This is a genomic window from Nocardia abscessus (genome assembly GCF_015477775.1).
Lineage (GTDB): Bacteria > Actinomycetota > Actinomycetes > Mycobacteriales > Mycobacteriaceae > Nocardia > Nocardia abscessus_A.
Genome location: NZ_JADLQO010000002.1, coordinates 23,781 through 47,489 on the forward strand (window position 1 = coordinate 23,781; position 23,709 = coordinate 47,489).

Below are 23,709 nucleotides of genomic sequence, written 5' to 3' on the forward strand. Positions count from 1 at the left end.
GGGCGATCACAACGACAGCGTGCACCCCTCCGCTCGAGAACAACTCGATTCGTTCGCTCGAGCGATGTTCGAGGGCCGTCCTCGATGCTCGGTCACACCATCGAAGGGAGAATCGCCATGAACACCAATGCATCCGGTGGTGCGCGATGAGCCGCCGCGTTGTCGTCACCGGGCTCGGGGTCCGTGCGCCCGGCGGGTCTGGCAAGGACGAGTTCTGGAAGCTGCTGTCGGAGGGCCGTACCGCGACGCGCCGGATCTCGTTCTTCGACGCCTCACCGTACCGGTCCCAGGTGGCCGGCGAAGCGGACTTCGACCCGGAGCGGGAAGGTTTGTCGCCCAGGGAGATTCGGCGCATGGACCGTGCGGTGCAGTTCGCCGTGGTCTGCGCGCGGGAGGCGGTGGCCGACAGCGGGCTCGACTTCGCTGCGGTCGATCCGCACCGGCTCGGCGTGAGCCTCGGCAGTGCGGTCGCCGCGGCAACCAGCCTGGAGCGGGAATACCTGGTGCTGTCGGACTCCGGCAAGAACTGGCTGGTCGACGAGACGTATCTGTCCCCGCACATGTTCGACTACATGATTCCGAGCGTGATGCCCGCGGAGGTGGCCTGGAGCGTGGGGGCGGAGGGGCCCGTGGCGATGGTCTCCAACGGGTGCACCTCGGGACTGGACTCGGTCGGGCACGCGGTGCAGCTGATCCGTGAGGGGTCGGCCGACGTCATGGTGGCGGGCGCGTCGGACACCCCCATCACACCGATCGTGGTGGCCTGCTTCGACGCGATCAAGGCGACCACACCGCGCAACGACGCGGCGGAAGTGGCCTCGCGGCCGTTCGACAATTCGCGCAACGGGTTCGTCCTCGCCGAGGGCGCCGCGATGTTCGTGCTGGAGGAATACGAGAGCGCCCGCAAGCGCGGCGCGCACATCTACGCCGAGATCTCCGGGTACGCGACGCGCTGCAACGCCTATCACATGACGGGTCTCAAGGCGGACGGTCGCGAGATGGCCGAGGCGATCCGGGTCGCGCTCGACGAATCCAGGATCGACCCGACCAGCGTGGACTACATCAACGCGCACGGTTCGGGCACCAGGCAGAACGACCGGCACGAGACCGCGGCGGTGAAGCGCAGTCTCGGCGCGCACGCCTACGCCACGCCGATGAGCTCGATCAAGTCCATGGTCGGGCACTCGCTCGGCGCGATCGGATCGGTCGAGATCGCCGCCTCGCTGCTGGCGCTGGAATACCAGGTGGTGCCGCCGACGGCGAACCTGCACGAGCCCGACCCGGAGTGCGATCTGGACTACGTTCCCCTGGTCGCCCGGGACCACCGGATGGACACGGTGCTCACCGTGGGCAGCGGGTTCGGCGGATTCCAGAGCGCGATGGTGCTGCGCAAGCCGGAGGCGGTGGCGGCATGATACTGGTGACCGGAATGGGCGTGCTCGCGCCGAACGGACTCGGCGTGGAGCGTTTCTGGGATGCCGTGCTGGCCGGACGCGGGGGCATCGCACCGCTCGCCCGGTTCGACACCAGCCGCTCGGCGGCGCGGCTGGCCGGCCAGGTGACCGATTTCGACGCGGGTGAACACCTGCCGAGCCGATTGCTGCCGCAAACCGACATCTCGACCCGGATGGCGCTGGTCGCCGCGCAGTGGGCACTGGACGACGCGAAGGTCGACACCGCGACCATGACCGACTACGACATGGGCGTGGTGACCGGGAACGCCTCCGGCGGCTTCGAATTCACGCACCGGGAGTTCAACAAGCTGTGGTCGCTCGGCTCCGAGCACGTCAGCGTGTACGAGTCCTTCGCGTGGTTCTACGCGGTGAACACCGGCCAGATCTCCATCCGGCACGGCATGCGCGGGCCGAGCAGCGCCCTGGTCGCCGAGCAGGCCGGCGGACTGGACGCGATCGGGCACGCGCGCCGCACCGTGCGACGCGGGACGCCGCTGGTGGTCACCGGTGGCGTCGATTCGGCGCTGGACCCGTGGGGCTGGGCCTCGCACGTGTCCAGCGGCGCGGTGAGCACCGCGACCGACCCCGAACGCGCCTATCTGCCGTTCGACGCCGCCGCCGCCGGATACGTGCCCGGTGAGGGCGGCGCGATGCTGATCGTCGAGGACGCCGCCGCGGCGCGGTCCCGTGGCGTGCCGAAGGTGCACGGCGAAATCGCCGGATACGCTTCCACTTTCGACCCGCCACCCGGCTCGGGGCGCCCGTCGGGTCTGCGCCGCGCCGCCGAGCTCGCGCTGGCCGACGCCGGGATGACGCCCGGTGACATCGATGTGGTGTTCGCAGACGCCTCCGGCATACCCGAGCGCGACCGCGACGAGGCCGCCGCCATCGAGGCCCTGTTCGGGCCCGGCGGCGTTCCGGTCACCGCGTCGAAACCACTGACCGGACGCCTGTTCTCCGGCGCGGGCCCGCTCGACATCGTGACCGCGCTGCTGGCGATGCGCGACTCGGTCATTCCGCCGACCGCTCACACCACCACGCTCGCCGAGAACTGCCGGATCGATCTGGTCCTCGGCGCCCCGCGCACCGCCACCGTCGGCGGTGCGCTCGTCCTGGCCCGCGGGCGCTGGGGTTTCAACTCCGCGGTCGTCGTGCGCGCCGTATCCGACTGAGTACTGCCATCCGAGGAGCCGATCATGACCATGACCATCACCGAACTACGCCGGATTCTCGTGGACTGCGCGGGCGGCGAGGACCTCGCCGAACTCGACGGCGACATCGCCGCCGCGGAGTTCGAGGAACTGGGCTACGACTCGCTCGCGCTCATCGAGACCGCGGCGCGGATTCAGCGCGACTTCGGGGTAACGATCCCGGAGGAGCAGCTCATCGAGGTCAAGACGCCGCAAGAGCTGGTCGACATCGTGAACGCCCAGCTGCGGGGCGCGGCGTGAGCGTCAGGCCCGAGGGCGGCAGCGCGTGTGACCACGCGAGGCCCGCACCCGCCGAGGAGGACAGAGCATGAACACCAGCGTGATGAGCCACACCAAGGTGGTGCACGCCGCGCCCGAGGTCGTCTACGACCTGGTCGCCGACGTGACCAGGTGGCCGGTGATCTTCGAGCCGAGTGTGCTGGTGCGCCACCTGCACCGCGGGCCGGACGAGGAGCGCTTCCGGCTGTGGGCGACCGTGGGTGGCGCGGTGAAGAACTGGACGTCGCGGCGGGTACTGGACGCCGGGCAGCGCCGCATCGCCTTCGAGCAGGAACGCAGCCAGGCGCCGATCGCCTCGATGGGCGGCGGCTGGTCGTTCCGCGAGATCGGTCCTGGCACGACGAAAGTGACGCTGGATCACCACTTCACGGTGGTGGACGGGGTCGAACCCGAGCAGGTCGCCGCGTCGGTGGACCGCAACAGCGAGACCGAGCTCGCGGCGCTGGCCCGCATCGCCGAACTCGGCCACCCGGTACAAGAGGTGATCCACACCTTCGAGGACACGGTGCCGCTGGAGTGCTCGGCCGCCGAGGCGTACGACTTCGTCTACCACAGCGAACGCTGGCCCGAGCAGGTGCCGCACGTCGGCCGCATCGATCTCACCGAGGACTCCGAGGGCGTGCAGCTGATGGAGATGGACACGGTGACCGCGGGCGGGATCGCGCACACCACCAAGTCGATCCGGGTGTGCTTCCCCGGCGAGCGGATCGATTACAAGCAACTGGTGCCGCCCGCGATACTGTTCGGCCACAGCGGCGCCTGGGAATTCGCCGACGGGCCGGACGGTGCCATGGTGACCGCACGGCACACGGTGGCGATCAATCCGGCGGCCGCGCGCGAGATACTCGGCGCGACCACCGATCTCGCCGACGCCCGCGCGTATCTCACCGAGGCGTTGTCGAGTAACAGCCGCAACACGCTGCGGTGCGCGGAGCGCTACGCCGCGACGACGAAGTCGCCGACATGACAGCCACCGAGACGGCGGCCGTACCGCGCGTGCACGAGGTCGCCGACGGCGTATACGCCTACACGCACAGCCGGGGCGGCTGGTGTGTCAGCAACGCCGGGGTGCTGACCGGGCCGGACGGCGCGGTGGTGATCGACACGCTGGCGACGGAGGGGCGCACCCGGGCCCTCGTCGAGTTCGTCGACGGGCTGGACACCGGCCCGGCGCGCACCGTCGTGAACACCCATCACCACGGCGACCACAACTTCGGCAACCACCTGTTCGGGCCGACCGCCGTCGTCATCGGCCACGACCGGATCCGGCCCGAGATGATCGAGACCGGGCTGGCGCTGACGAAGCTGTGGCCGGACGTCGAGTGGGGCGATGTGCGGGTCACGTTGCCGAGCATCACGTTCAGCTATCACCTGACCCTGCACCAGGGCGAGCGCCGGGTGGAACTCATCCACTTCGGGGCCGCCGCGCACACCACCAACGACGTGGTGGCGTGGCTGCCCGAGGAGCGCGTGCTGTTCGCCGGGGACCTGGTGATGGCGGGCGCGGCGCCGTTCTGCCTGATGGGGTCGGTCAGCGGTTCGATCACGGCGGTCCGGCGGCTGGCCGCGCTCGGCGCGGAGACGGTCGTCGCCGGGCACGGCCCGGTCACCGGGCCGGAGATCTTCGACCAGACGCTGCGGTACCTGCACTGGGTACAGGACCTGGCGGCGGAGGGACGCGCGCTCGGTCTGACGCCGCTGGCGATCGCGCTGGAGGCCGACCACGGCGAGTTCGCCGAACTGGTCGATCAGGAGCGGTTGGTCGGCAACCTGTATCGCGCGGACGCGGAACTGAGCGGCGGCCGGCTCGGCGAGCCATTGGACGTGCTGGCGATCTTCGACGAGATGGTGCTCTACAACGGCGGGCAGGTGCCGGCATGCCTGGCCTGAGCACCGAATCGGTGCGGGTCTGCGTGATCGGCGGCGGCCCCGCCGGACTGATGACGGGACTGTTGCTGGCGCGTTCCGGCGTGGACGTGCTCGTGCTGGAGAAGCATCCGGATTTCCTGCGGGATTTCCGCGGCGACACGGTGCACACTTCGACGCTGCTGGCGATGAACGAACTCGGCTTGGCCGAGGAGTTCCTGGCGCTGCCGCACGTCGAGCTGCCCCAGCTGCCGATGGCGACCGCCACCGGTCCGGTGGTGTTCGCGGACTTCAGCGCTCTGCCCGGGCCTTTTCCGTTCGTGGCGTTCATGCCGCAGTGGGACGTGCTGAATTTCCTCGCCGAGGCCGCCAGCCGCTACCCCGGCTTCCGCCTCGTCCAGGAGGCGGAGGTCACCGAGCTCATCCAGCGCGACGGCACGGTGATCGGCGCACGCGCCAGGACGCCGGACGGACCCCTGCGGATCACCGCCGACCTGGTGATCGCCGCTGACGGACGGCACTCGATCGTGCGCAGGTCGGGCCTGCTCGAGGTCGCCGCCAGCGCCGCGCCGATGGACGTCCTGTGGTTCCGGGTGAGCAAACCCGATGGCGATCGCCTGCCCACCGTGCGCAGCGGGAAAGGGTTCTTCATCGTCTGTATCGATCGCGGCGATTATCTTCAGGTCGCGTACATGATCCCGAAGGGCGGCTTCGCGACGATCCGGACCGCGGGGTTGGCGCGGTTCCGCGCGGATCTGGCCGCCATCTATCCTGCGCTCGCGCCGCATCTGGAGGCGGAGATCTCGGATTGGGGCGACGTGAAGCCGCTCGACGTCCGGGTGGACCGGCTGCGCCGCTGGTACCGGCCGGGGCTGGTGGCGATCGGGGACGCGGCGCACGCGATGTCCCCGGCAGGCGGCGTCGGGATCAATCTGGCGGTGCAGGACGCCATCGCGGCCGCCCGGCTGCTGGCGCCGATCCTCGCCACGGGCGCGACTCCGACCACGGCCCAGCTGCGCGCCATCCAGCGCCGTCGCGAATTCCCCATGCGCGTGGTGCAATTCGCGCAATTGCGCCTACTGGCCGACCTGTACCCCAGCGCGGGACGGGCGGGAACCGACAAACCGCTGCTGGTCCGGCTGCTCCGCCGTTTCCCGCGCCTGCCCCGGCTGGTGGCCCGGGTGATCGGCCTCGGTGTCCGCCCCGAGCCGGTGCCGCCCGCCACCACTTCGACCGAAACCACCTCGGCCCTTACGAAACCCAGGGAGAACTGATCGTGTCGACCTACTTGCTCATCCATGGCGCCTTCCACGGCGGATGGGTCTGGCAGCGGGTGACCCCCCTGCTCGAAGGCGCGGGCCACCGCGTCCTGGCCCCTTCGCTGGTCGGTCTCGGCGACCGCGCGGACCTGCTCACCGCGGACGTCGGCCTCGACACCCACGTGCGGGACCTGATCGATCTGGTCACCTCCGAGGACCTGACCGAGGTAGTCCTGGTCGGGCACAGCTACGGCGCCATCGTCGTCACCGCCCTGGCCGACGCGGTGCCGGACCGCATCGCCGAACTCGTCTACATCGATACCTTCGTGCCCCGCGACGGCGAAGCGGTGGCCGACATCATGCCCGGCATGGTCGAGGCCTTCGCCGCCGCGGCGGCCGCCACCGGCGACGGCTGGCGGGTGCCGCCGCAAACCGAACCGGCCGGCGACGGCGGGCTGTACGGGGTCACGGAGGAACCCGACCTCAGCTGGCTGGCGTCCATGCAGACACCGCAATCGCTGAAGTCCTTCCAGCAGCCGATGACCTTGACGGATCCGGAGGCGCTGGCGGCGATTCCGGTGACGCACGTCCACTGCGGCGAAGGCGGCGAGGACTTCAAGGCGATGCGCGCGGCCATGCCCCGCACCTTGCCGCCCGCCGACCTGCCCCCCGACCGGCTCCACGTGCTCCCCACCGGGCACGACTGCATGATCACGATGCCGCGCGAATTGGCCGGGTGCCTGCTCGAGCTCTCCGCTCGCCCAGCGCCGGCGCCGTGAATGTCCTGCGGTGAGCGGAACGGCCGCGGCGCCGATCCCGATCGGATGGTGACGCCGTAGCGCAGCCGCGCTCGGCGTCCCTCCGGGACGGCCGGAAGCCGAGGGATCAGCCCGGAGTCCCGGCGGCGTCATAGGCGGCGCGCGCCGCGAGAACCTCGCCGAGGTGTTCGCCGGACCAGGCCACGATGGTGCCGAACACCGGAGTCAGCGTCCCGGCGAGCGGGGTCGCCTCGTACTCGACGCGCGGCGGGACCTCGGGGTGAAAGGTGCGCGCGATCAGGCCGTCACGTTCGAGCTGGCGCAGGCGCTGGGTGAGGACCTTGGGGGTCAGGCCGGGAATCCGCTGTTGCAGTTCGGTGAAGCGCAATCTGCCGTCGTGGATGAGGACCCAGAGGACCTGGGTGGACCAGCGGCCGAACACCAGGTCGATGACCGGCGTGATCGGGCAGGGGTCGACGGGCGTTTCAGGCGCGGTGGTCATACGTCCTCCCGGTAAGTCACTTTCCCCTTGGTTACTACTATACTTTGGAAAGTAACGTGGTCCCAGGTTCGCGCATACGCGAAATCCGAAGGGAGCACAGTCATGACGACGACAACGGTGGCCGGACGCCTGGACCTGCCGCGCCGCTGCGGCGACCGGCCCAGCACCCGCGAGCACAATCCGCACCAGCAGCTCAGCCAGATCGCGCCCGTCGAGTTGCAAGAGGAACTGTGGTCGCGGATGAGCGCGCTCGACGACGTACTGCTCGGCCGCAGCGGAGTATCCCTGCCCGACACCCGGGCCGTGCACCTGCGGCCGACGATGGCCCAGGGGCCCGACGAGGCGTACCTCGCGGGCACCGAATTCGCCCACCTGCACGGGCACAGCGACGGCAGCCTGCACATGTGCCTGCCGAAAGACGTCGTGGCGCAGGCGGTCCGGCAGGGCTGGGCCGAACCACATCCGATGGCCCGGCAGGGCTACCTGCCCGGGACACTGGTGATGGTCTACGGGCCGCGCGACCGGGCGGAGCTGGACGTCGTCTGGCAGCTGGTGCGGATCAGTCACGGCTTCGCCCGCCACGCGGCTACAGCGTGATTAGAGCGACTGCCGCCATCGTCGGTGCCATGAACGCGACCGACCTTGTGGGTACCTGGGAACTGGTGTCCTACTACGACATCGACGAGCAAGACACGACCAGCCGAGGGCCACTCGGCGATTCGCCGCGCGGACTGTTGATCTACGGCGCGCACGGTTACATGTCGGTGAGCATGATGCGCACCGACGGAGCCCCCGGCGCGAACCCGTTCATGGGCTACGCGGGCACGTGGCGGCGGTCCGGCACCGAGGTGGTGCACGCGATCAGCGTCTGCTCCAACCCCGCGTGGGCGCAGACCGAGCAGGTGCGGCAGATGTCGCTGGACGGCGACGTGCTCACGCTGATCGGCTCCGCACAGGTCGGCGGGCGGACGCAGCGGCGGGTGCTCACCTGGCGCCGCAGCGGTCCGCCCGCCTGAACCACGTTGTCATTCCGGAGAATACGAGAACAAGGGCTCGTCGAATTGAACCGGTTCGTTGTCTTCCTTGAGTATCCCGGTGATCACACCGCCCGCCTGGGCGGTCACCGGGATCATCAACTTCATCGCCTCGACGATGGCGATCTGCTGCCCGGCGCTCACCCGGTCGCCGACCTCGACGAACGGATCCGCCCCCGGCTCGGGGCACCGATAGAACACGCCGACACTGGGCGCGCGCACGACCGCGCCGAGCGCCGGAACATCAGGAGCGGCAACGGCTTCCACCGAAGCCGCCGCGATCGCCGCGGGGACGACCGGGACGGCGGCCTGCCATTCGGCCTCCACGGTCACCTCCCCCACCTGGAATCGCAGCGCGCTCGGCTGCTGCGGGAAACCCGCGAGCAATTGCAACGCGCCGGTCTGGATCGCCTCCAGCACCCGGAGATAGTCCTCGTGCCCCGTGGCCGGGGCGTCGGCGGTATTTTCGTCCACTGCGGTCATTGCCGTCGCTCCTTGTCAGTAATTACCGAGACCGCCACAGACGTTCAGCGCCTGTGCGGTGACCGCGCCGGCGCCCGGACCGATCAGGTAGTCGACCATCGCCGCGACCTCGAACGGTTGCACGTAGCGACCGATCGGCACCCGCGCGCTGACCCGGGCGTGCACCTCGTCGGTGTCGACACCCCACAGCCCGGAGTAGACCTCGCGCACACGCTCGGCCATCGGCGTCTCCACGAAACCCGGGCATACGGCGTTGACCGTGATGCCGGTCTTGGCCAGTTCCAGCCCGAGCGCCTTGGTGAAGCCGACCACCCCATGCTTGGACGCGGAGTACGGGGCGCCGTGCACGACGCCCTGTTTGCCGCCCGTGGAAGCGATGTTGACGATCCGCCCGCTACCGCGTTCGAGCATGCCGCCCGCGTTCAGCACCGCCTTGGTCATCAGGAACACGCTGTTGAGATTGGTGTTGATCACGTCGAACCACAGTTCGTCGGTCACCTGGGCGGTGACGCCGCCGCCGCTGCGGCCCGCGTTGTTGATCAGGATGTCGATCGGGCCGTAGCGCCGCACGCCCGCGTCGACGTACTCGCGAACCTGCGCGGCGTCGGCGACATCGCAGCTGGTGCCGTCCACCTCGTGCCCCTCGTCCTGCAGGCTTTTCACCGTGTCGGTCACCCGCTGCTGATCGCGAGCGCAGAGGAACACCGCGATGCCCTGGGCCGCCAGGCTTTTGGTGATCTCCAGGCCCATTCCGCTGGTCGCTCCGGTGACCAGCGCGACGCGCCGATTTTCCGCCATGACTCCTCCATCGGTAGATCTTCCGAACTCGCCGGGCTTTTCGCTCACCAGGGTCGACCGGCGTCCTATAGATCCGGTCAACCGCCGGTGGCGAATCGCGGCTCAACCGAGGCTCTAGCGGCGTCGGCCACTGTGGCGTGCAGCCGAGCCCCGCCGCACCCACAGGAGCAACCATGACCACCGTCGCAAGCCGCACCGAGTTGTACGCCGAGGTCCAGCAGTTCTACGCCGAGCAGATGCAGCGGCTGGACAGCCGCGATATCCCCGGCTACGCCGCGACCTTCACCGAGGACGCGGAATTCGAGCACACGCCGGGCATCCCGCCCGCCCGGACCAGGGCGGGCATCATCGCCGACCTGGTCGAGTTCCACAAGCGCTTCGAGACCGACCCGATGCAGCGCAGGCATTGGTTCAACATGATCAACCTGCAACCGCAGGAGGACGGCACCATCGTGTCCACCGCCTACTGCCTGGTGGTCAAGATCCGTCCGAACAGCAAGCCGGAGATCGCGCCGAGCTGCGTCGTGCACGACGTGCTGGTCCACGTCGACGGCGCGTTGCTGACCCGGTCGCGGCGTGTCGCCCACGACTGATTTTGATTGTCCCCGACCACTATTCGAGGAGAACCCACGTGAATTCCGTTCAGCCAGCCCTGCTCACGCTCGCCGCCGACGCCCAGGACCTGTTGTTCCGGGAAGCCCGCACGGCGAACACCTTCACCGATGAGCCGGTCACCGACGAACAGATCCGCGAGATCTACGAACTGGTCAAATACGGCCCCACATCGATGAACCAGCAACCGCTGCGGATCGTTCTGGTGCGCGGCGCCGAGGCTCGCGCCAGGCTGGTCACCCACATGATCGACAACAACAAGCCGAAGACCGCCGCCGCCCCGCTGTCGGCGATCCTTGCGGCCGACCTGAACTTCCACGAGAACCTGCCCAAGGTGTTCCCGCACGCCCCCGAGGCCAAGGAGTACTTCGCCGATCCGGATCAACGCGCCGAGTCCGCGCGCGCCAACACCTTGATCCAGATCGGCTACTTCATCCTCGGCATCCGAGCCGCAGGCTTGGCGGCGGGCCCGATGAACGGTTTCGACGGCCCCGGCTTGGACAAAGACTTCTTCCCGGACGGAGACCACACCGGCCTCGTCGTGGTCAATATCGGCAAGCCGGGCCCGGACGCGTGGTTCCCGCGTTCACCGCGACTGGACTACGACGAGGTGGTCAGCACGGTCTAGGGCGTCGGTGCGGGCGACCTGGCGTGTCACTCGCGGCCCCGCACGCCGGAGCGCCGTTTGTAGATCATGTGCGTGCCCCAGCCGCTCAGTGCGGCGGCGAGCGCCATGTAGCCCGTGTAGACGGCGATCAGGAGCAGGCCGTATTCGCGAACCCAGCCGCTCAACGAACCCGATGCGACAAGCCCGAGGAGCAGCAGCACGGCACCCACCACGACAGCGGGCACGCCCAGCGGCGCGAGGTCGTCGTCGACACCCGCCTGCTGCCGCGTCGAGGCGCGGTGACCGGGGCTCCAGCCGACGCCGCGCGCTGACCTGTCGTTGTGCGATGCATGGGCGTGCGATGGATGGGCGGAAACTCTGGTGACCATGGTGTCCTCCAGGCGGCCGTTGGTGTCGACCGGGTTTGCGATCCGGCGGCGAGAGCGTCGGTCGACGATCGCCTTCTCGGGGTATTCGGGTCGCCATGCCGCGGATGGAATCCATGGAATCCTCCGCCCGGCATCGCGATCGGTATCGAATCGGAGTCGGCTGGCGACCAACTGCCGATCAGTCTGCTTCGTACGCTACGGCTGGAATACGTTGCCCGCATCACACCCGGATCGGGCCCGTCTCCGATACCGGACCGTGACCTTTCGCGGCGATGCGGCCGCTGAGCGGGAGCGGTGGCCATCCTCGGGAGGACACAGCCGAACCCACGACGCAGCAAATTCATAGCCGCCGTTTATCGAATCGTTAGCAACGAGACTTCGCCAGAGGCAATCGAACGGATCGCGTTTCCGGCACGCGATCGGCTTCGAAGCTGCGGGCGCGTCGCCCGCCGGGACGCATAATCGGCTCACCGACGCGAGAAGGACCGCAACGATGCATGTGAAGAACATGAGCCTCGGGAGCCTATTGATCTTGGCCTGGTTGATCATCGGCCTGATCGCGGCAGGTCAACGCGATTATTTCGACAGCGGTCCGATCAACTGCGCCGGCTTCGGGTCGATCGCTCTGACGGTACTCGCCGGTCCACTCAATTACCTGGGCCTCAATCCCAAGGTCACCGATTGCAACGTGCCCCAGCCGAGCCCGTGACCTTCGAGTTCGACCGGGACCCGCGAGACGCCGCGACGGAGTCGCGGAACGATGGAGCCGGCCCGGGGCGGTGAGCGCGCCGCATTCGTTCGCGCGTGAGCATCGTCATCGGCCCGCGCCACACCCTCCCCGACCTCCGCCTGCTCGGCGCCCTCGATGTGCCGTTCGGGGCCTGCGAACACTCCGAGGTTGCGGATTCGCTGCTATTTGTGTGTTGTGGTGAGGTGACCAACACTTCCGGAGACGCGTATCCCCTCGCGGACACGATGACCACCACGGTCGCGGCGCACGACGGCGCGACAGTGCTGACGGTGGCCGGCGAGGTCGATCTGGCGACAGCCCCCGCGCTGGAGAACGCGATCGATGCCATTCTCAGCGGCAAACCCGCGGCCTTGATCATCGACCTCACCGCGGTCAGCTTCCTCGCCTCGGCGGGCATGGCGACGCTCGTGGCAGCCCACCAGCGCGCGGGCGCGACGACCGCGATCGCGGTCGTCGCCGAGGGACCGGCGACCAGCCGACAGCTCAAGATGACCAGCCTGGACCAGGTGTTCGCGCTGCATTCGACGCTGGACGCCGCGTTGGCGGCGCTCCGGCAGAGATGACCCCAGCCGCTGCCGCCGTCGCATCGATCGACGGCGGCAGCGGCATGTCTCACACCAGTTCGCGCAACTGCTCGATCAGCTTGACGCGCTCGGCCGCGGTCGCCGCCATCGGGACCACGTTCAACACCGTGACGCCCGCCTCTTTGAAAGCCGCGACCCGCTCCTTGACGTAGCCGGCCGGGCCGACCAGCGAGACGTCCCGGACCAGCTGGTCCGGGACCGCCTTGGTCGCGGCCTCCTTCTCCCCCGCCAGGTACAGCTCCTGGATGCGGTCCGCCTCGGCGCCGTAGCCGTACTTCGTCGCCAAGGCGTGGTAGAAGTTCTTGCCCTTGGCGCCCATGCCGCCGATGTAGAGCGCCAGATGCGGCTTCACGAACTCCAGCAGCGGCTCGACGTTGTCCCCGATGGCCAGCGCGGGCCCCGCGTACACGTCCAGCTCACCCAGGACGGGGTCACGCTTGGCCAGACCCGCGGCCAACGAGTCGCCCCACACCTGCTGCGCCTTCTCCGGCAGGAAGAAGATCGGCTGCCAGCCTTCGGCGATCTCGGCGGCCAACTCCACGTTCTTCGGGCCCAGCGCGGCCAGCAGCACCGGGACGCGCTCGCGCACCGGGTGGTTGATCAGCTTGAGCGGCTTGCCGAGGCCGGTGCCCTGCCCGGTGGGCAGCGGGATCTGGTAGTGCTTGCCCTGGTATTCCAGGCGCTCGCGCCGCCAGACCTTCCGGCAGATCTCCACCAGTTCCCTGGTGCGCCCGATCGGCGCGTCGTAGGGCACACCGTGGAAGCCCTCGATCACCTGCGGGCCCGAGGCGCCCAGCCCGAGCACGAAGCGCCCGTCGGAGACGAAGTCCAGACCCGCCGCGGTCATCGCGGTCAGGCTGGGGGTGCGGGTGTAGATCTGCAGGATGCCCGACGCCAGCTGCAAGCGGGTGGTCTTCGCGGCCAGGTAGCCGAGCGCGCTCACGGCGTCGAACGAGTACGCCTCGGGCACGAACACGACATCCAGGCCCGCCCGCTCGAGGTCGGCGACTTCGGCGGCCGCCTCTTTGAAGCCCCCCGAGTAGTTGATGCTCAATCCGATCCGCATGGCACTCAACATAACGGCGAGTAGGGTTCGGGCGCGCACCGGCCACGTGCGAACGCCGCGCAACGCGTGGTCGCGACCGAACGATCGGCGCCACGGGGTAGCGTTCTTCTGGTAGTCCGGTCCTCGCCGTAGAACGAAAGGCAATATCCCCGTGTCGCAGACCAGCACGTCGTCCACGGAAACTGCGCCGTCCTTCGGCGAGGTCACCCTCGCGCAGTATCTGAGCGATCTGGCCGCCAAGCTTCCCGCACCGGGCGGCGGCGCGGTGGCCGCATTACACGCCGCGCAGGCCGCCGCGCTGGTGGCGATGGTCGCGCGCTACACCACGCGCGCCAAGGATGCCGAGAACCGCCCCGTGGTCGACCGGATCATCGAGGCCGCCGACGAGGCCCGCGGCCGTGCTCTCGCGCTGGCCGACGCCGACGCCGCCGCGTTCACGGCCGTCGGCGCGGCCTACAAGCTGCCGAAGGAAACACCGGAGGACATCGCCGCCCGCACCGCCGCGATCAACGCGGCGCTGATCGAGGCCGCCCGCGTGCCCGCCGCGGTCATCGACGAGGCCGACGAGGTGTTGTCGCTGGCCGCGGAGCTGTTCCCGATCGGGAACCCGAACGTCGTCACCGACATCGGCGCGGCCGCCGCCGCGTGCCGCGCCGCCGCCACCACCTCACAGCTCAACATCGAGATCAACGTGGCGTCGCTGCCCGCCGCCGAGGGCGACCGGTTCGCCCCGGTCCTGATGCGGGTCGACGAACTCACCGCGCGGGCGGACGCCCTGCACGCCGACGTCGTACACGCCGTTCGTAAATAGCTCCGCGAGCGCCGCACCGGCAGTCGACTCGGGCGCTCAGGGCGGATTCCACGCGACCAGCACGATCTTGCCGCGCACTCGCCCGGCTTCGATGAGCCGGTGCGCCTGCGCCGCTTCGGAGAGCGGGAACACCCGGTCGATCGTCGCCTGTAGGTAACCGCGCTCGACCATCGTGGTGATCTCGCGCAGTGACATCCCGGAGGGCTCGACGTAGAAACGCTCGTAACGGGGGTCGGCTTCCGCGTCCGAGCCCTGGGTGTCGATCAGCCTGCCGTGCGGACGGAGCACCGGGAGCGAGCGAGATCCGTACTCGCCGCCCACCAAGTCCACCACGATGTCGACGTCGCGCGTCACGGACCCGAAATCGACCGCGGTGTAATCGATCACCTCGTCGGCGCCGAGCCCGCGCAGGTATCCGTGGTTGACCGCGCGCGCGGTGCCGATCACGAACGCCCCGCGATGCTTCGCGATCTGCACCGCCAGGTGCCCGACGCCTCCCGCCGCCGCGTGCACCAGCACGCGCTGCCCCGCGCCGAGCGCGGCCAGGGCCTGCCATGCGGTCAGCGCCGCCGTCGGCAGTGCGGCGGCCTGGACGAGGTCGATGTTGCTCGGCTTCGGCGCCAGCGTGTGCGCCTGCGCCACTACGTACTCCGCGTTGGCTCCGCCGAACACCATGCCGTACACCGGATCTCCGACCGCGAACCGGTCCACGCCGGGGCCGAGTTCGTCGACGACACCCGACACGTCGAGTCCCAGCGTCAGCGGTGGGTCGCCGAGTTCTCCGATCAGTCCGGCACGCACTTTCCAGTCGGCCGCGTTGACGCTGGTCGCGGCGACCCGCACCAGCACCTCTCCTGGGCCGGGCCGCGGCCGATCGACTTCGGCCACTTCGAGCACTTCCGGGCCGCCGAACGCGTACTGCCTGATTGCGAGCATGCACCGATTCTGCGGGCACCTGGTACCTTTTCGATAGAAGGCACCTTTCTGATATCGAGGTACCCGATGGATACTACCTACCCGATGGATACTGCCGGTGACCGGTCCAAGGCGGCCGGCCTGGTCGAGAGCTACTTGCACCACTGCCCCGCGCGGGAGGTACTGGCCGTCCTCGCCGACAAGTGGGTGATGCTGGTCCTGAGCGTCCTGCGTGACCACGAGGGGCCGATCCGCTTCAACGAGTTGCGCCGCCGCCTGGACGGCATCACCCAGAAGATGCTCACCCGAACGCTGCGCAACCTGGAGCGCGAAGGTTTGGCGCGCCGCGCGGTCTATCCCACGGTGCCGCCGCGAGTGGAGTACTCACTCACCGAACTCGGCAGGAGCATCGGCGCGATCAGTCATGCGATGGGCGTGTGGGCTGTCGAGCATCAGGACCAAATCCTCGCCGCGCGAGCGGAGTTCGACGCGCGAGCGGCGACCGAGCCGGAACCGCTGCCCGTCGGCACCTCCCGCTGACGGATCAGCGCACTCCGCGGCGCAGCCCCGTTTCGACCGCTCTCGAGCGGGTAAGCGGTCTGTGGTGGGCGTGCCCGATCACAACCGGACCGCGGGCCAGTTCTATCCGTGGCCGAGTTGATCATGTGGGCCTAGAATGTTCCTTGCCTACCACACCATCTCGAAGGGGTGGACGCCATGAGGAGCGCCATTCGGTACCTGTTCCTCGCGACCGTGATCGTGGCACTGGCCGCGTTCTGGTCGGGCGCGGCGGCAGCGACGATGATCGGAAAGCCATCTACATCTCCGGTGGCGGCGATCGGACCCGCGAAGGGCCAGGTGGTGGGCGTGGCTCATCCCGTGACCGTTCGTTTTGCCGCGCCTGTCACGGATCGCGCACAGACGGAACAATCCATCGATATCAGAACTACCCGGCCGCTGCCGGGCACTTTCGCGTGGACCGACGATCGCGAAGTGGTATGGACGCCGACCGGGTTCCTGCCCGCCGACGCAACCATCCTCGTCTCGGTCGGCGGAACGCGTACGGAATTCCGAACCAACGCAGGCGTTTTCGGTGACGCTGACATGTCGGCGCATACGTTCACGGTCACCGTCGGCGGCACGGTCGTGCGGACCATGCCCGCCTCCATGGGCAAGCCGGGGTACGAAACGCCGACCGGCACCTGGCCGGTTCTGGAGAAGTTCCGTTCGATCGTGTTCGACTCCCGCACCATCGGCATTCCGCTGAGCTCGCCGGAGGGCTACATCATCAACGGTGAGTTCGCCGAACGCCTCACCTGGGGCGGCGTTTTCATCCACTCGGCCCCATGGTCGGTGGATCAGCAAGGTTACGCGAACGTCAGTCACGGCTGCATCAACCTCGCCCGCGACGACGCCGAATGGGTCTATCACACGATCGGCATCGGCGACCCGGTCGTCACGCACTGGTGAGTGCCGCCCTCCACCCGGTAGCGTCGGACGACATATCCGATGGGAGGGCCACTGCGTGCGCGAGTTTCCGATCCCCCCGCCGCGTGACGCGGCAGAGGCGGAGTTCCAAAACCTCTGGGGAGCGTGGGCATTGGTCACGCCGACCGATGTCGGCGAGATCCTCGGCGACATCGCCGCCCCATGGTGGGTCGCCGGGGGCTGGGCGATCGACGCCTTCACCGGAACCCGGCGGGAACACAGCGATATCGACGTCGCGATGTTCCGCGCCGATCTGCCCGCTCTGCGCACCGCGGCACGAGACCGCCTGCACATCTGGTCGGCGGGACCGGACGGCATTCGTCCCGTCGACGACCGCTTCCCCGACGTGGCCGACAGCGCCGACCAGGTCTGGTTGCGGGCCGACGCACGGTCACCGTGGCTGATCGACCTCTTGCTCAATCCCGGCCAGGACGGGGCATGGGTCAACCGGCGCGATCGGTCCATGATCGCACCGCTCGACGAAGTGACCTGGATCGCCGACGACGGCGTCCGGTACCTTCACCCCGAGTTCGTTCTGATCTTCAAGGCCAAGCAGGCCAGACCGAAGGACCGCGCTGATCTCGAGCGGACCTGGCCGAAGCTGAACGCCGCCCAGCGCGCCACGATCCGGACGTACGTGTCCGACAACTATCCGCAACACGAATGGCTGACTCTGTTGCGGTAGCGCCGACTTCGAAACTCCCCTACGACCAAGGGAAGCCACTCACGCGCGCTGCGGCGCTGCTCGCTGCCGCCACGGCAACAGCAGCGAGGTAGTCAGCAGTCCGACAGCGGCGAGCGCGATGGCGACGCGAACACTGGTCATGGCGGCGATGACTCCGCCGAGGGCGATGAAGGCGGGCTGGAAGCATTTGGCGCTGACCGACCATGCGGTACCGACGCGAGCCATGTGGGTGTCGACGGTGTGACTCATGCGGTAGGTGGCGAAGACCGGGTTGAACACTCCGGCGCACAGCAGCAGAAGAGTCTCCGCGGCGATGATCATGAGCAATCCGAGGACGCCGGGACCCGCGAGCAGCAGCAGCCCGAGCCAACAGGTGCGCAAGGTGCCGGAGCCGAGCAGGACCGCTCGGGGACCGAGCCGGCTCACCAGTCCCGGTGCGCAGAGAGATCCCAGCAAGCCGCCGACCGTGGGGATACCGAGCGCCAGCCCGTACTGCCAGGGCGAGAAGCCGAGATCGCGCAGCATGAGTAGCGCGACCAGCGGGCTGGTGAGCATGAGGGCACCACCGAAGAACATGCCGTTCCAGAACAGCCGGTTGAGCATCGGTTCGCCGAAGATGTAGGACCACCCGACGCGGAGTTCGTCGAACCACCGCCTGCGCGCGCGAGCGAATTCCGCGGGAATGGTGGCTTCCTCGGTTCGTAGGCCACGCAATCCCAGCGCGGCGAGCACATAGCTGGCGGCGTCGAGCGCGATCGTGATCGTGGCGCCGAACATCGAGATCAACGCGCCGCCGACCGGCACCCCGATCATGGAAGTCGTCCAGAACGTCGTCTCGACGCGCGCGTTGGCGCGGACCAGGAGAGACGCGGGCACAATCGATTTCAGGTAAGCGCCGTTGGCGGCGTTGAACACTATCCCGCACGCTGTCTGAACCATGACCACCACACACAACTGGATGTAGGTCAGCACATCCAACCAGGTCGCGAGGGGAACACTCGCCAACACGGTGCACGAGGCCAGGCACGTGGCGATCATCACCGGGCGCTTGCGACGGAATTCGATGAACGATCCCAAGGGCAGCGCGATCGCCGCCGCGGCGATACCCGAGAGGGCAGCCATCGACGCCACTTGCAGATCCGACGCCTGCACGACAAGTATCGCCACCAACGGCATCGCGCCCATGCCGAGTGCGCTACCGAACTGATCGACCGTCAGCGAACCCCATAAACGACGGAAATCCGTGGACAACGGCGCCGAAGTGGTTTTGAATCGGCGTGCTGCGGCAAGAGGCACCGGGTCACCCTAGAACGGCGGCATGCCTTTCGGGCACGACCAGGCACTCATAGCGTCCACGCGGCAGACCGGCGCGGGTCGCTCGCGAGGGGGCGGGCACGTGGTGCGGCGTCCGGGGGTGTGCCCGATCGACCTACCGCGCAGTATCCTCCGGGGAGCGTGACGGCTCAATTGTGAAGGTGGCAGGGCGTTCCCGCATCGTGGCGATGCGGATAACCTGACGGGGACCTGATGAAGGGCGGGGCAATGGATCGACCGGAGATGAGCGCGCGACCCGGCTATGACCGCGGAAATCCGTACGGCGCCGGGGGGCCGGGACAAGCGCCCGCGGCAGGCGAGGAGTATCGCGGCGAGTGGTCCACGTGGATGGATCAAGCGCCCGCCGGTGCTCCGCTGCCCGATCCCGCCCCGACACCGGAGCCCGATCCGGACCGGTACGAGGATGAATTCGCGGGCCTGATCGACCGCTCCCCCGCGCCTCGTCCGACCCGGCGGTGGGCGGTACCCGCGCTCGGCACGCTCGGTGTCGCCGCGCTGGGCTTCGCGGCCTATATGCAGTTCGGGACCGGCGGCTCCGACCCGCAGGCCGCCGCACCGGCGCCGTCCGTTCAGGTCACCGCCCCTGCGACACCGGGCGCTCAGTGCCCCGCCGAGCGGGTCGGCAACCGGATCCAGGGCAGCGGCGTAGGCGGTTTCGATTCCGGGCCCGCGGTGATCTTCGCCTTCCAGCACGCCTATTACGTGAACCGGTCCGGCGAGCAGGTGCGCTCCACCACCACCACCGATGCCGCCGTCCAGACGGCCGACGCCATCCAGCGCGGCATCGACACCATCCCGGCGGGAACCACCCACTGCGTGGCGATCACGCCGGGGGCGTTCGCCGGTCAATACATCGTGGTCGTGACCGAACATCGCCCCGGGCAGCAACCGATCATCTACAACCCACAGCTCGTCACCACCACCAAAGACGGCGACCGCACCCTGATCAGCGCCATCACGCGCGCGTGAGAATACCCATCACGCGCGCGTGAGGAAGTGCTCTGCGCGCGCGGAGCGCTCGCTCAGCGCGATTCGGCCGCGATGACCACGTGGCGCATGAGCAGCGATGTGGTGACCGGGCCGACGCCGCCGGGGACGGGGCTGAGCGCGGCGGCCTTGCCGCGCACCGAGTCCGCGTCCACATCGCCGACGATCTTGCCGTCGGGGGCCTCGTTGGTGCCGACGTCGATGACCACCGCGCCCTCGCGGACGTGCTTGCCGGAGATCAGGCCGATGCGGCCCGCCGCGGCGACGACCACGTCGGCGGCGGCGGTGACGGCAGCCAGGTCGGCGGTGCGGGAATGGCACACCGTGACGGTCGCGTCCTTCGCCAGCAGTAGCTGAGCCAGCGGCTTCCCGACGACGTTCGAGCGGCCGACGACCGCCACGTGGCGGCCCGCGAGCGGGATCTCGTGGTGTTCGAGCAGTTCGACCACGGCCTCGGAGGTGGCGGGAACGAAACCGTCCAGCCCGGCCGCGAGCAGGCCGAGCGACAGCGGACTCACGCCGTCGACGTCCTTGGACGCGACGATCGCCGAACTCACGTCGTCCAGTGTGACGCCCGCAGGAAGGGGGGTCTGCAGCATGATCGCGTCGGCGGCGGCGTCCGCACCGCGCGCGGTCAGTTCGGCGCGAATCTCCGCCACACCGGCTTCCGGGCCGAGATCGACCGTGTCGCAAGCGATTCCGAGCCGTTCGGCGGCCTTGCGGAGCGAGTTGACATACCAGGCGCTCGCCGGGTCGTCGTTCGCCACGATCAGGGCGAGGCGCGGGGTGGTGCCGCCGTCGGTGAGCGCGGCGGCGCGGGCCTTGGTATCGGCGTTGACGGCGGCGGCGAGTTCCTTGCCGGACAGCGAAACGGTATCCACGTTGACACAGCCTAACGGGCGCGGCCGGACGAATTCCTCCGCCGCCCGCATCGAGTCGTGCAAATAAATAGCAACCACACGGCGGTCCGACAGGATGGGGCCGTCGCATGACCGAGTGAAGGCCGGGCAGCCTTCTGCGACGACATTTGACGACCCCTTCGCAAATTGCCGGATAACGGGCGAATTCGCCCGTATCGTAATCCGTGCTTGCCCCAGCTAACTGCTAGCACGTGCCAACCCGTTCTTCGGCGGAAAGGTGACGACTGTAGTGATGATCTCGAGGCATTGGAAACTTCTCGTCGCGGCGTCGTTCGCCGCGTTCTCGCTCACCGGCCTGGCGGGTGTCCCCGCGCACGCCGTACCGGACACGAACGCCCTGTACAACTCCGCCCAGCACCACTTCGCCAACGGCGACGACGCCGCGGGCCGCGCCGACTTGCGCAACCTGATCGGCGCCGATCCCGGGGACGCCGAAGCGCTCGCCCTGCAGGCGATCTGGTCCGACTACGCCGGTGACCTGCCCGCGCTCCTGGACGCCATGGCACGGCTGCACGCGGTGGACCCGGAGCTCGCGCAGGGCACCGACAACGTGCTCGGCGCCGTCCGCGCCGCGGTGGGCACCCTGCCGAATCCCTTGCCCGCGCTGGCGGGACCGCAGACCGGCATCGTCGTGCTCGGCTACGGCCTGCTGCCGGACGGGGCCCTGCGCCCGGAACTGGTGAACCGGCTCACCGCGGCGTGGTTGCAGTCCATCGTCGCGCCGCTCTCGCCGATCGTGGTCACCGGAGGGAATCCGCAGAACGGCATCACCGAGGCCGAGGCGATGCGTCACTGGCTGGTCGCCCACGGCGTGCCGCCGACGCGCATCCACGTGGAGAGCCGCGCGGGCTCGACCGTGCAGAACGCCCTGTTCAGCACCAGGCTGCTGCGCGATGTCGGTGCGACGAGCGCGATCGTGGTCACCTCGCCCAATCACATCCGCCGTGCCGTGGCGGATTTCATCGTGGCGGGCACCAGGGTCGTCGGCGCGACGACCTCGCTCGAACAACTGGTCTCGCAGCTACCGCCGCCCGGCAGGCCTGCGCAGCGCGGCATCTATCTCGACGCCACCCGCACATTCCAGCTCAGCACGGCACGCTGACCTGCCGAGCGATCGGGATGCGCGGCCACGGCCACCGGTCCCGATCGCCCTGGGAAAACCGTTGGCGGGATCGGTTGGGCGCGCGGCAGGATGGCCGGGTGAGGTCAGCCGGCAATAACGACGTGGTGGCCCGGCTCCGTGCGGCGGGCTGCGTGTTCGCCGAGGATGAGGCCCGGCTGCTCACCGAGGCTGCCGCGGAGACCGGTGTGGCACTCGAATCGCTCGTCGCCCAGCGCGTCACCGGCAGCCCGCTGGAGCACCTGCTGGGCTGGGCGGAGTTCCGCGGGGTGCGGGTCGCGGTATCTCCCGGAGTTTTCGTGCCGAGGCAGCGCACCGCGTTCCTCGTCGACCGAGCGGTCGAGCTGATCCACGCCAGGGCCGGGCACACGGTGGTAGTCGATCTGTGCTGCGGCTCCGGAGCGCTCGGGCTCGCGGCGGCGACGAGCGCGGCCGCCGAGAGCCGTCCGGTCACGCTGGCGGCCTCCGACATCGATCCGATCGCGGTCGAGTGCGCCCGCACGAATCTCACGCCGCTCGGCGCACCGGTCTACGAAGGGGATCTCTTCGAGCCTCTGCCGGAGGAGTTGCGCGGTTGCATCGACATCCTGCTGTGCAACACCCCGTACGTCCCGTCGGAGATGATCGCGCGGATGCCGCCGGAGGCCCGCGACCACGAACCCCGCACGGCCCTCGACGGCGGCCCGGACGGGCTCGACGTCTTCCGCCGGGTCGCGGCCGAGGCCGCCGACTGGCTGTCGCCCGGCGGGCACCTGCTCGTCGAGTCCAGCGAAAATCAGGCGCCGATCGCCCTCGCCGTTCTGGCCGAGCACGGTCTAGACGGACTGGTCGCGGAGTCGGAAGAGCACTACGCCACGGTGGTCATCGGCAGCCGCCCCCGTTGACGACGGCGCCGCCCTGCTCGGCCTCGATCCTGCGGCGGCCGCGACCCCGCCGGATCGAACCCTGCTACTTCTTGCGGCCGGTGAACTGGTCCATCGAGTGGTAGACGCCGACCGTGTCGAGGAACAGGTCGCGCAGCTTGATCGGCAGCAGTCCGGAGAGCGCTTTGTTCAGTCGCGAGGTCCACGGCAGCACGACCAGCGGCGTGCCGTTCTTCATCTCGCGCCACGAGGTGTCGACCACCTTGTGCTGTTCCAGGATCGGGGTGAAGAGAAATCCCTTGGCGCCCTCGAACATTCCGGTGTTGATGTAGGTCGGGCAGACCGTGGTGACCTTGACGTGTTCGTGGCCTGCTTGTTCCAGTTCGATGCGTACCGAGTCCGACCAGCCCAGCGCCGCCCACTTGGAGGCGGCGTACACGCTCATGCGCGGGTTGGACACCAGACCCGCCGAGGACGCGATGGTCAGCACCCGCGCCTCGGTGGCGCCTGCGACCATGGCGGGCAGGAACTCCAGCGTGACGTACATCGGGGCGAGCGAGTTGATCGCCATCGTCTTGTCGATGTCGGCGCGGTCGCCGGTCTCCCAGAAGTAGCTGTTACCGCGCACGATGCCCGCGTTGTTGACCAGGACGTCGATGCCGCCGACCTGCTCACGAACGGATGCCGCCGCCTCCGTGATCGCCTCGGGCGATGCCACGTCGACCACGTGGTGATGCACGGCGCTGCCGCGGCCGGTCAGCTCGGCGGCGGTGTCCTTCAGGGCGGCCTCGTTGATGTCCCACAGCACCACCGCGGCGGCGCCTTCGCGCACCGCGCGCTCGGCGAACAGCTTGCCCAGGCCCATCGCGGCTCCCGTGACCAGAACCCTCTTGCCCGCAACCGTGTCCAGTTTCATCCGTACTGCTTCCTGA

The 23,709-nt window shown here is 68.9% G+C and carries 29 protein-coding genes; 20 read left to right on the forward strand and 9 right to left on the reverse strand.

Annotation, left to right across the window (positions count from 1 at the left end):
• Positions 1-146 precede the first annotated feature (146 nt).
• From IU450_RS05610 to IU450_RS05640, 7 genes are all read left to right on the forward strand, one after another.
• Positions 147-1,415 (forward strand): beta-ketoacyl-[acyl-carrier-protein] synthase family protein, encoded by a 1,269-nt coding sequence (locus IU450_RS05610; protein ID WP_195148739.1) that lies wholly within the window; start codon positions 147-149, stop codon positions 1,413-1,415.
• Positions 1,412-2,626, forward strand: coding sequence for a ketosynthase chain-length factor (locus tag IU450_RS05615; protein WP_195148740.1), 1,215 nt, complete (start codon positions 1,412-1,414; stop codon positions 2,624-2,626). The genes IU450_RS05610 and IU450_RS05615 overlap by 4 nt, the downstream gene beginning before the upstream one ends.
• 24 nt (positions 2,627-2,650) lie before the next feature.
• Positions 2,651-2,905 (forward strand): acyl carrier protein, encoded by a 255-nt coding sequence (locus tag IU450_RS05620; RefSeq protein ID WP_220135886.1) that lies wholly within the window; start codon positions 2,651-2,653, stop codon positions 2,903-2,905.
• A 67-nt stretch (positions 2,906-2,972) separates the two neighbouring features.
• Positions 2,973-3,911 (forward strand): aromatase/cyclase, encoded by a 939-nt coding sequence (locus tag IU450_RS05625; RefSeq protein WP_195148741.1) that lies wholly within the window; start codon positions 2,973-2,975, stop codon positions 3,909-3,911.
• The gene (locus IU450_RS05630; protein WP_195148742.1) at positions 3,908-4,834 is read left to right on the forward strand and encodes an MBL fold metallo-hydrolase; all 927 of its coding nucleotides are present in this window, start codon (positions 3,908-3,910) and stop codon (positions 4,832-4,834) included. The genes IU450_RS05625 and IU450_RS05630 overlap by 4 nt, the downstream gene beginning before the upstream one ends.
• On the forward strand, positions 4,822-6,084 hold the full coding sequence (locus IU450_RS05635; protein WP_195148743.1) for an FAD-dependent oxidoreductase: 1,263 nt from the start codon (positions 4,822-4,824) through the stop codon (positions 6,082-6,084). Before IU450_RS05630 ends, IU450_RS05635 begins: the two co-directional genes overlap by 13 nt.
• Before the next feature lie 2 nt (positions 6,085-6,086).
• Positions 6,087-6,848: an alpha/beta fold hydrolase gene (locus IU450_RS05640; RefSeq protein ID WP_195148744.1), complete on the forward strand. Its 762-nt coding sequence runs from the start codon at positions 6,087-6,089 to the stop codon at positions 6,846-6,848.
• A 106-nt stretch (positions 6,849-6,954) separates the two neighbouring features.
• Here IU450_RS05640 and IU450_RS05645 read toward each other — a convergent pair whose 3' ends face one another.
• Positions 6,955-7,329: a winged helix-turn-helix transcriptional regulator gene (locus IU450_RS05645; protein ID WP_195148745.1), complete on the reverse strand. Its 375-nt coding sequence runs from the start codon at positions 7,327-7,329 to the stop codon at positions 6,955-6,957.
• 102 nt (positions 7,330-7,431) lie between these two features.
• Here IU450_RS05645 and IU450_RS05650 point away from each other — a divergent pair, with 102 nt between their 5' ends.
• On the forward strand, positions 7,432-7,926 hold the full coding sequence (locus IU450_RS05650; protein ID WP_195148746.1) for a luciferase family protein: 495 nt from the start codon (positions 7,432-7,434) through the stop codon (positions 7,924-7,926).
• A 29-nt stretch (positions 7,927-7,955) separates the two neighbouring features.
• On the forward strand, positions 7,956-8,345 hold the full coding sequence (locus IU450_RS05655; RefSeq protein ID WP_195148747.1) for a lipocalin-like domain-containing protein: 390 nt from the start codon (positions 7,956-7,958) through the stop codon (positions 8,343-8,345).
• A 9-nt stretch (positions 8,346-8,354) separates the two neighbouring features.
• Here IU450_RS05655 and IU450_RS05660 read toward each other — a convergent pair whose 3' ends face one another.
• Entirely contained in the window at positions 8,355-8,846 is a 492-nt protein-coding gene (locus IU450_RS05660) for an acetyl-CoA carboxylase biotin carboxyl carrier protein (protein ID WP_195148748.1), read from the reverse strand.
• Positions 8,847-8,861: 15 nt separating this feature from the next.
• A complete protein-coding gene (locus IU450_RS05665) occupies positions 8,862-9,644 on the reverse strand; it encodes an SDR family NAD(P)-dependent oxidoreductase (protein WP_195148749.1) in 783 nt (260 codons plus the stop codon).
• A 173-nt stretch (positions 9,645-9,817) separates the two neighbouring features.
• Here IU450_RS05665 and IU450_RS05670 point away from each other — a divergent pair, with 173 nt between their 5' ends.
• Both IU450_RS05670 and IU450_RS05675 read left to right on the forward strand, forming a co-directional pair.
• Entirely contained in the window at positions 9,818-10,237 is a 420-nt protein-coding gene (locus IU450_RS05670) for a nuclear transport factor 2 family protein (protein WP_195148750.1), read from the forward strand.
• 38 nt (positions 10,238-10,275) lie between these two features.
• A complete protein-coding gene (locus tag IU450_RS05675; protein ID WP_324197551.1) occupies positions 10,276-10,884 on the forward strand; it encodes a malonic semialdehyde reductase in 609 nt (202 codons plus the stop codon).
• A gap of 26 nt (positions 10,885-10,910) precedes the next feature.
• Here the strand turns inward: IU450_RS05675 and IU450_RS05680 are convergent, their stop codons facing one another.
• Positions 10,911-11,423, reverse strand: a complete 513-nt coding sequence (locus tag IU450_RS05680; protein WP_195148751.1) for a hypothetical protein — start codon at positions 11,421-11,423, stop codon at positions 10,911-10,913.
• 322 nt (positions 11,424-11,745) lie between these two features.
• Between IU450_RS05680 and IU450_RS05685 the strand changes: the two genes are divergently transcribed.
• Both IU450_RS05685 and IU450_RS05690 read left to right on the forward strand, forming a co-directional pair.
• Positions 11,746-11,961, forward strand: a complete 216-nt coding sequence (locus IU450_RS05685; protein WP_228834157.1) for a hypothetical protein — start codon at positions 11,746-11,748, stop codon at positions 11,959-11,961.
• A 266-nt stretch (positions 11,962-12,227) separates the two neighbouring features.
• A complete protein-coding gene (locus IU450_RS05690; protein ID WP_181723876.1) occupies positions 12,228-12,566 on the forward strand; it encodes an STAS domain-containing protein in 339 nt (112 codons plus the stop codon).
• A gap of 49 nt (positions 12,567-12,615) precedes the next feature.
• On the opposite strand, the gene IU450_RS05695 is transcribed toward IU450_RS05690, so the two are convergent.
• Positions 12,616-13,653, reverse strand: coding sequence for an LLM class F420-dependent oxidoreductase (locus IU450_RS05695; RefSeq protein ID WP_195148752.1), 1,038 nt, complete (start codon positions 13,651-13,653; stop codon positions 12,616-12,618).
• Between the two features lie 151 nt (positions 13,654-13,804).
• On the opposite strand from IU450_RS05695, the gene IU450_RS05700 reads away from it, so the two are divergent.
• Positions 13,805-14,464, forward strand: a complete 660-nt coding sequence (locus tag IU450_RS05700; RefSeq protein ID WP_195148753.1) for a cyclodeaminase/cyclohydrolase family protein — start codon at positions 13,805-13,807, stop codon at positions 14,462-14,464.
• 36 nt (positions 14,465-14,500) lie between these two features.
• Here the strand turns inward: IU450_RS05700 and IU450_RS05705 are convergent, their stop codons facing one another.
• The gene (locus tag IU450_RS05705) at positions 14,501-15,400 is read right to left on the reverse strand and encodes an NADP-dependent oxidoreductase (protein ID WP_195148754.1); all 900 of its coding nucleotides are present in this window, start codon (positions 15,398-15,400) and stop codon (positions 14,501-14,503) included.
• A 66-nt stretch (positions 15,401-15,466) separates the two neighbouring features.
• On the opposite strand from IU450_RS05705, the gene IU450_RS05710 reads away from it, so the two are divergent.
• The 3 genes from IU450_RS05710 to IU450_RS05720 all read left to right on the forward strand — a co-directional run bounded on the left by IU450_RS05710 (position 15,467) and on the right by IU450_RS05720 (position 17,552).
• Positions 15,467-15,919: a winged helix-turn-helix transcriptional regulator gene (locus tag IU450_RS05710; RefSeq protein WP_228834158.1), complete on the forward strand. Its 453-nt coding sequence runs from the start codon at positions 15,467-15,469 to the stop codon at positions 15,917-15,919.
• Between the two features lie 177 nt (positions 15,920-16,096).
• The gene (locus IU450_RS05715; RefSeq protein ID WP_195148755.1) at positions 16,097-16,849 is read left to right on the forward strand and encodes a L,D-transpeptidase; all 753 of its coding nucleotides are present in this window, start codon (positions 16,097-16,099) and stop codon (positions 16,847-16,849) included.
• A gap of 55 nt (positions 16,850-16,904) precedes the next feature.
• A complete protein-coding gene (locus IU450_RS05720; protein WP_195148756.1) occupies positions 16,905-17,552 on the forward strand; it encodes a nucleotidyltransferase domain-containing protein in 648 nt (215 codons plus the stop codon).
• Positions 17,553-17,591: 39 nt separating this feature from the next.
• On the opposite strand, the gene IU450_RS05725 is transcribed toward IU450_RS05720, so the two are convergent.
• Positions 17,592-18,848, reverse strand: a complete 1,257-nt coding sequence (locus IU450_RS05725) for an MFS transporter (RefSeq protein ID WP_195148757.1) — start codon at positions 18,846-18,848, stop codon at positions 17,592-17,594.
• A 261-nt stretch (positions 18,849-19,109) separates the two neighbouring features.
• Between IU450_RS05725 and IU450_RS05730 the strand changes: the two genes are divergently transcribed.
• Positions 19,110-19,856, forward strand: coding sequence for a hypothetical protein (locus tag IU450_RS05730; protein ID WP_195148758.1), 747 nt, complete (start codon positions 19,110-19,112; stop codon positions 19,854-19,856).
• Between the two features lie 53 nt (positions 19,857-19,909).
• Here the strand turns inward: IU450_RS05730 and IU450_RS05735 are convergent, their stop codons facing one another.
• The gene (locus IU450_RS05735) at positions 19,910-20,755 is read right to left on the reverse strand and encodes a bifunctional 5,10-methylenetetrahydrofolate dehydrogenase/5,10-methenyltetrahydrofolate cyclohydrolase (RefSeq protein WP_195148759.1); all 846 of its coding nucleotides are present in this window, start codon (positions 20,753-20,755) and stop codon (positions 19,910-19,912) included.
• Positions 20,756-21,026: 271 nt separating this feature from the next.
• On the opposite strand from IU450_RS05735, the gene IU450_RS05740 reads away from it, so the two are divergent.
• Positions 21,027-21,896 (forward strand): YdcF family protein, encoded by an 870-nt coding sequence (locus IU450_RS05740; protein ID WP_195148760.1) that lies wholly within the window; start codon positions 21,027-21,029, stop codon positions 21,894-21,896.
• Positions 21,897-21,994: 98 nt separating this feature from the next.
• Positions 21,995-22,798, forward strand: a complete 804-nt coding sequence (locus IU450_RS05745) for a putative protein N(5)-glutamine methyltransferase (protein ID WP_324197552.1) — start codon at positions 21,995-21,997, stop codon at positions 22,796-22,798.
• Positions 22,799-22,862: 64 nt separating this feature from the next.
• On the opposite strand, the gene IU450_RS05750 is transcribed toward IU450_RS05745, so the two are convergent.
• Positions 22,863-23,693, reverse strand: coding sequence for an SDR family NAD(P)-dependent oxidoreductase (locus IU450_RS05750; RefSeq protein ID WP_195148762.1), 831 nt, complete (start codon positions 23,691-23,693; stop codon positions 22,863-22,865).
• Between the last annotated feature and the right edge of the window lie 16 nt (positions 23,694-23,709).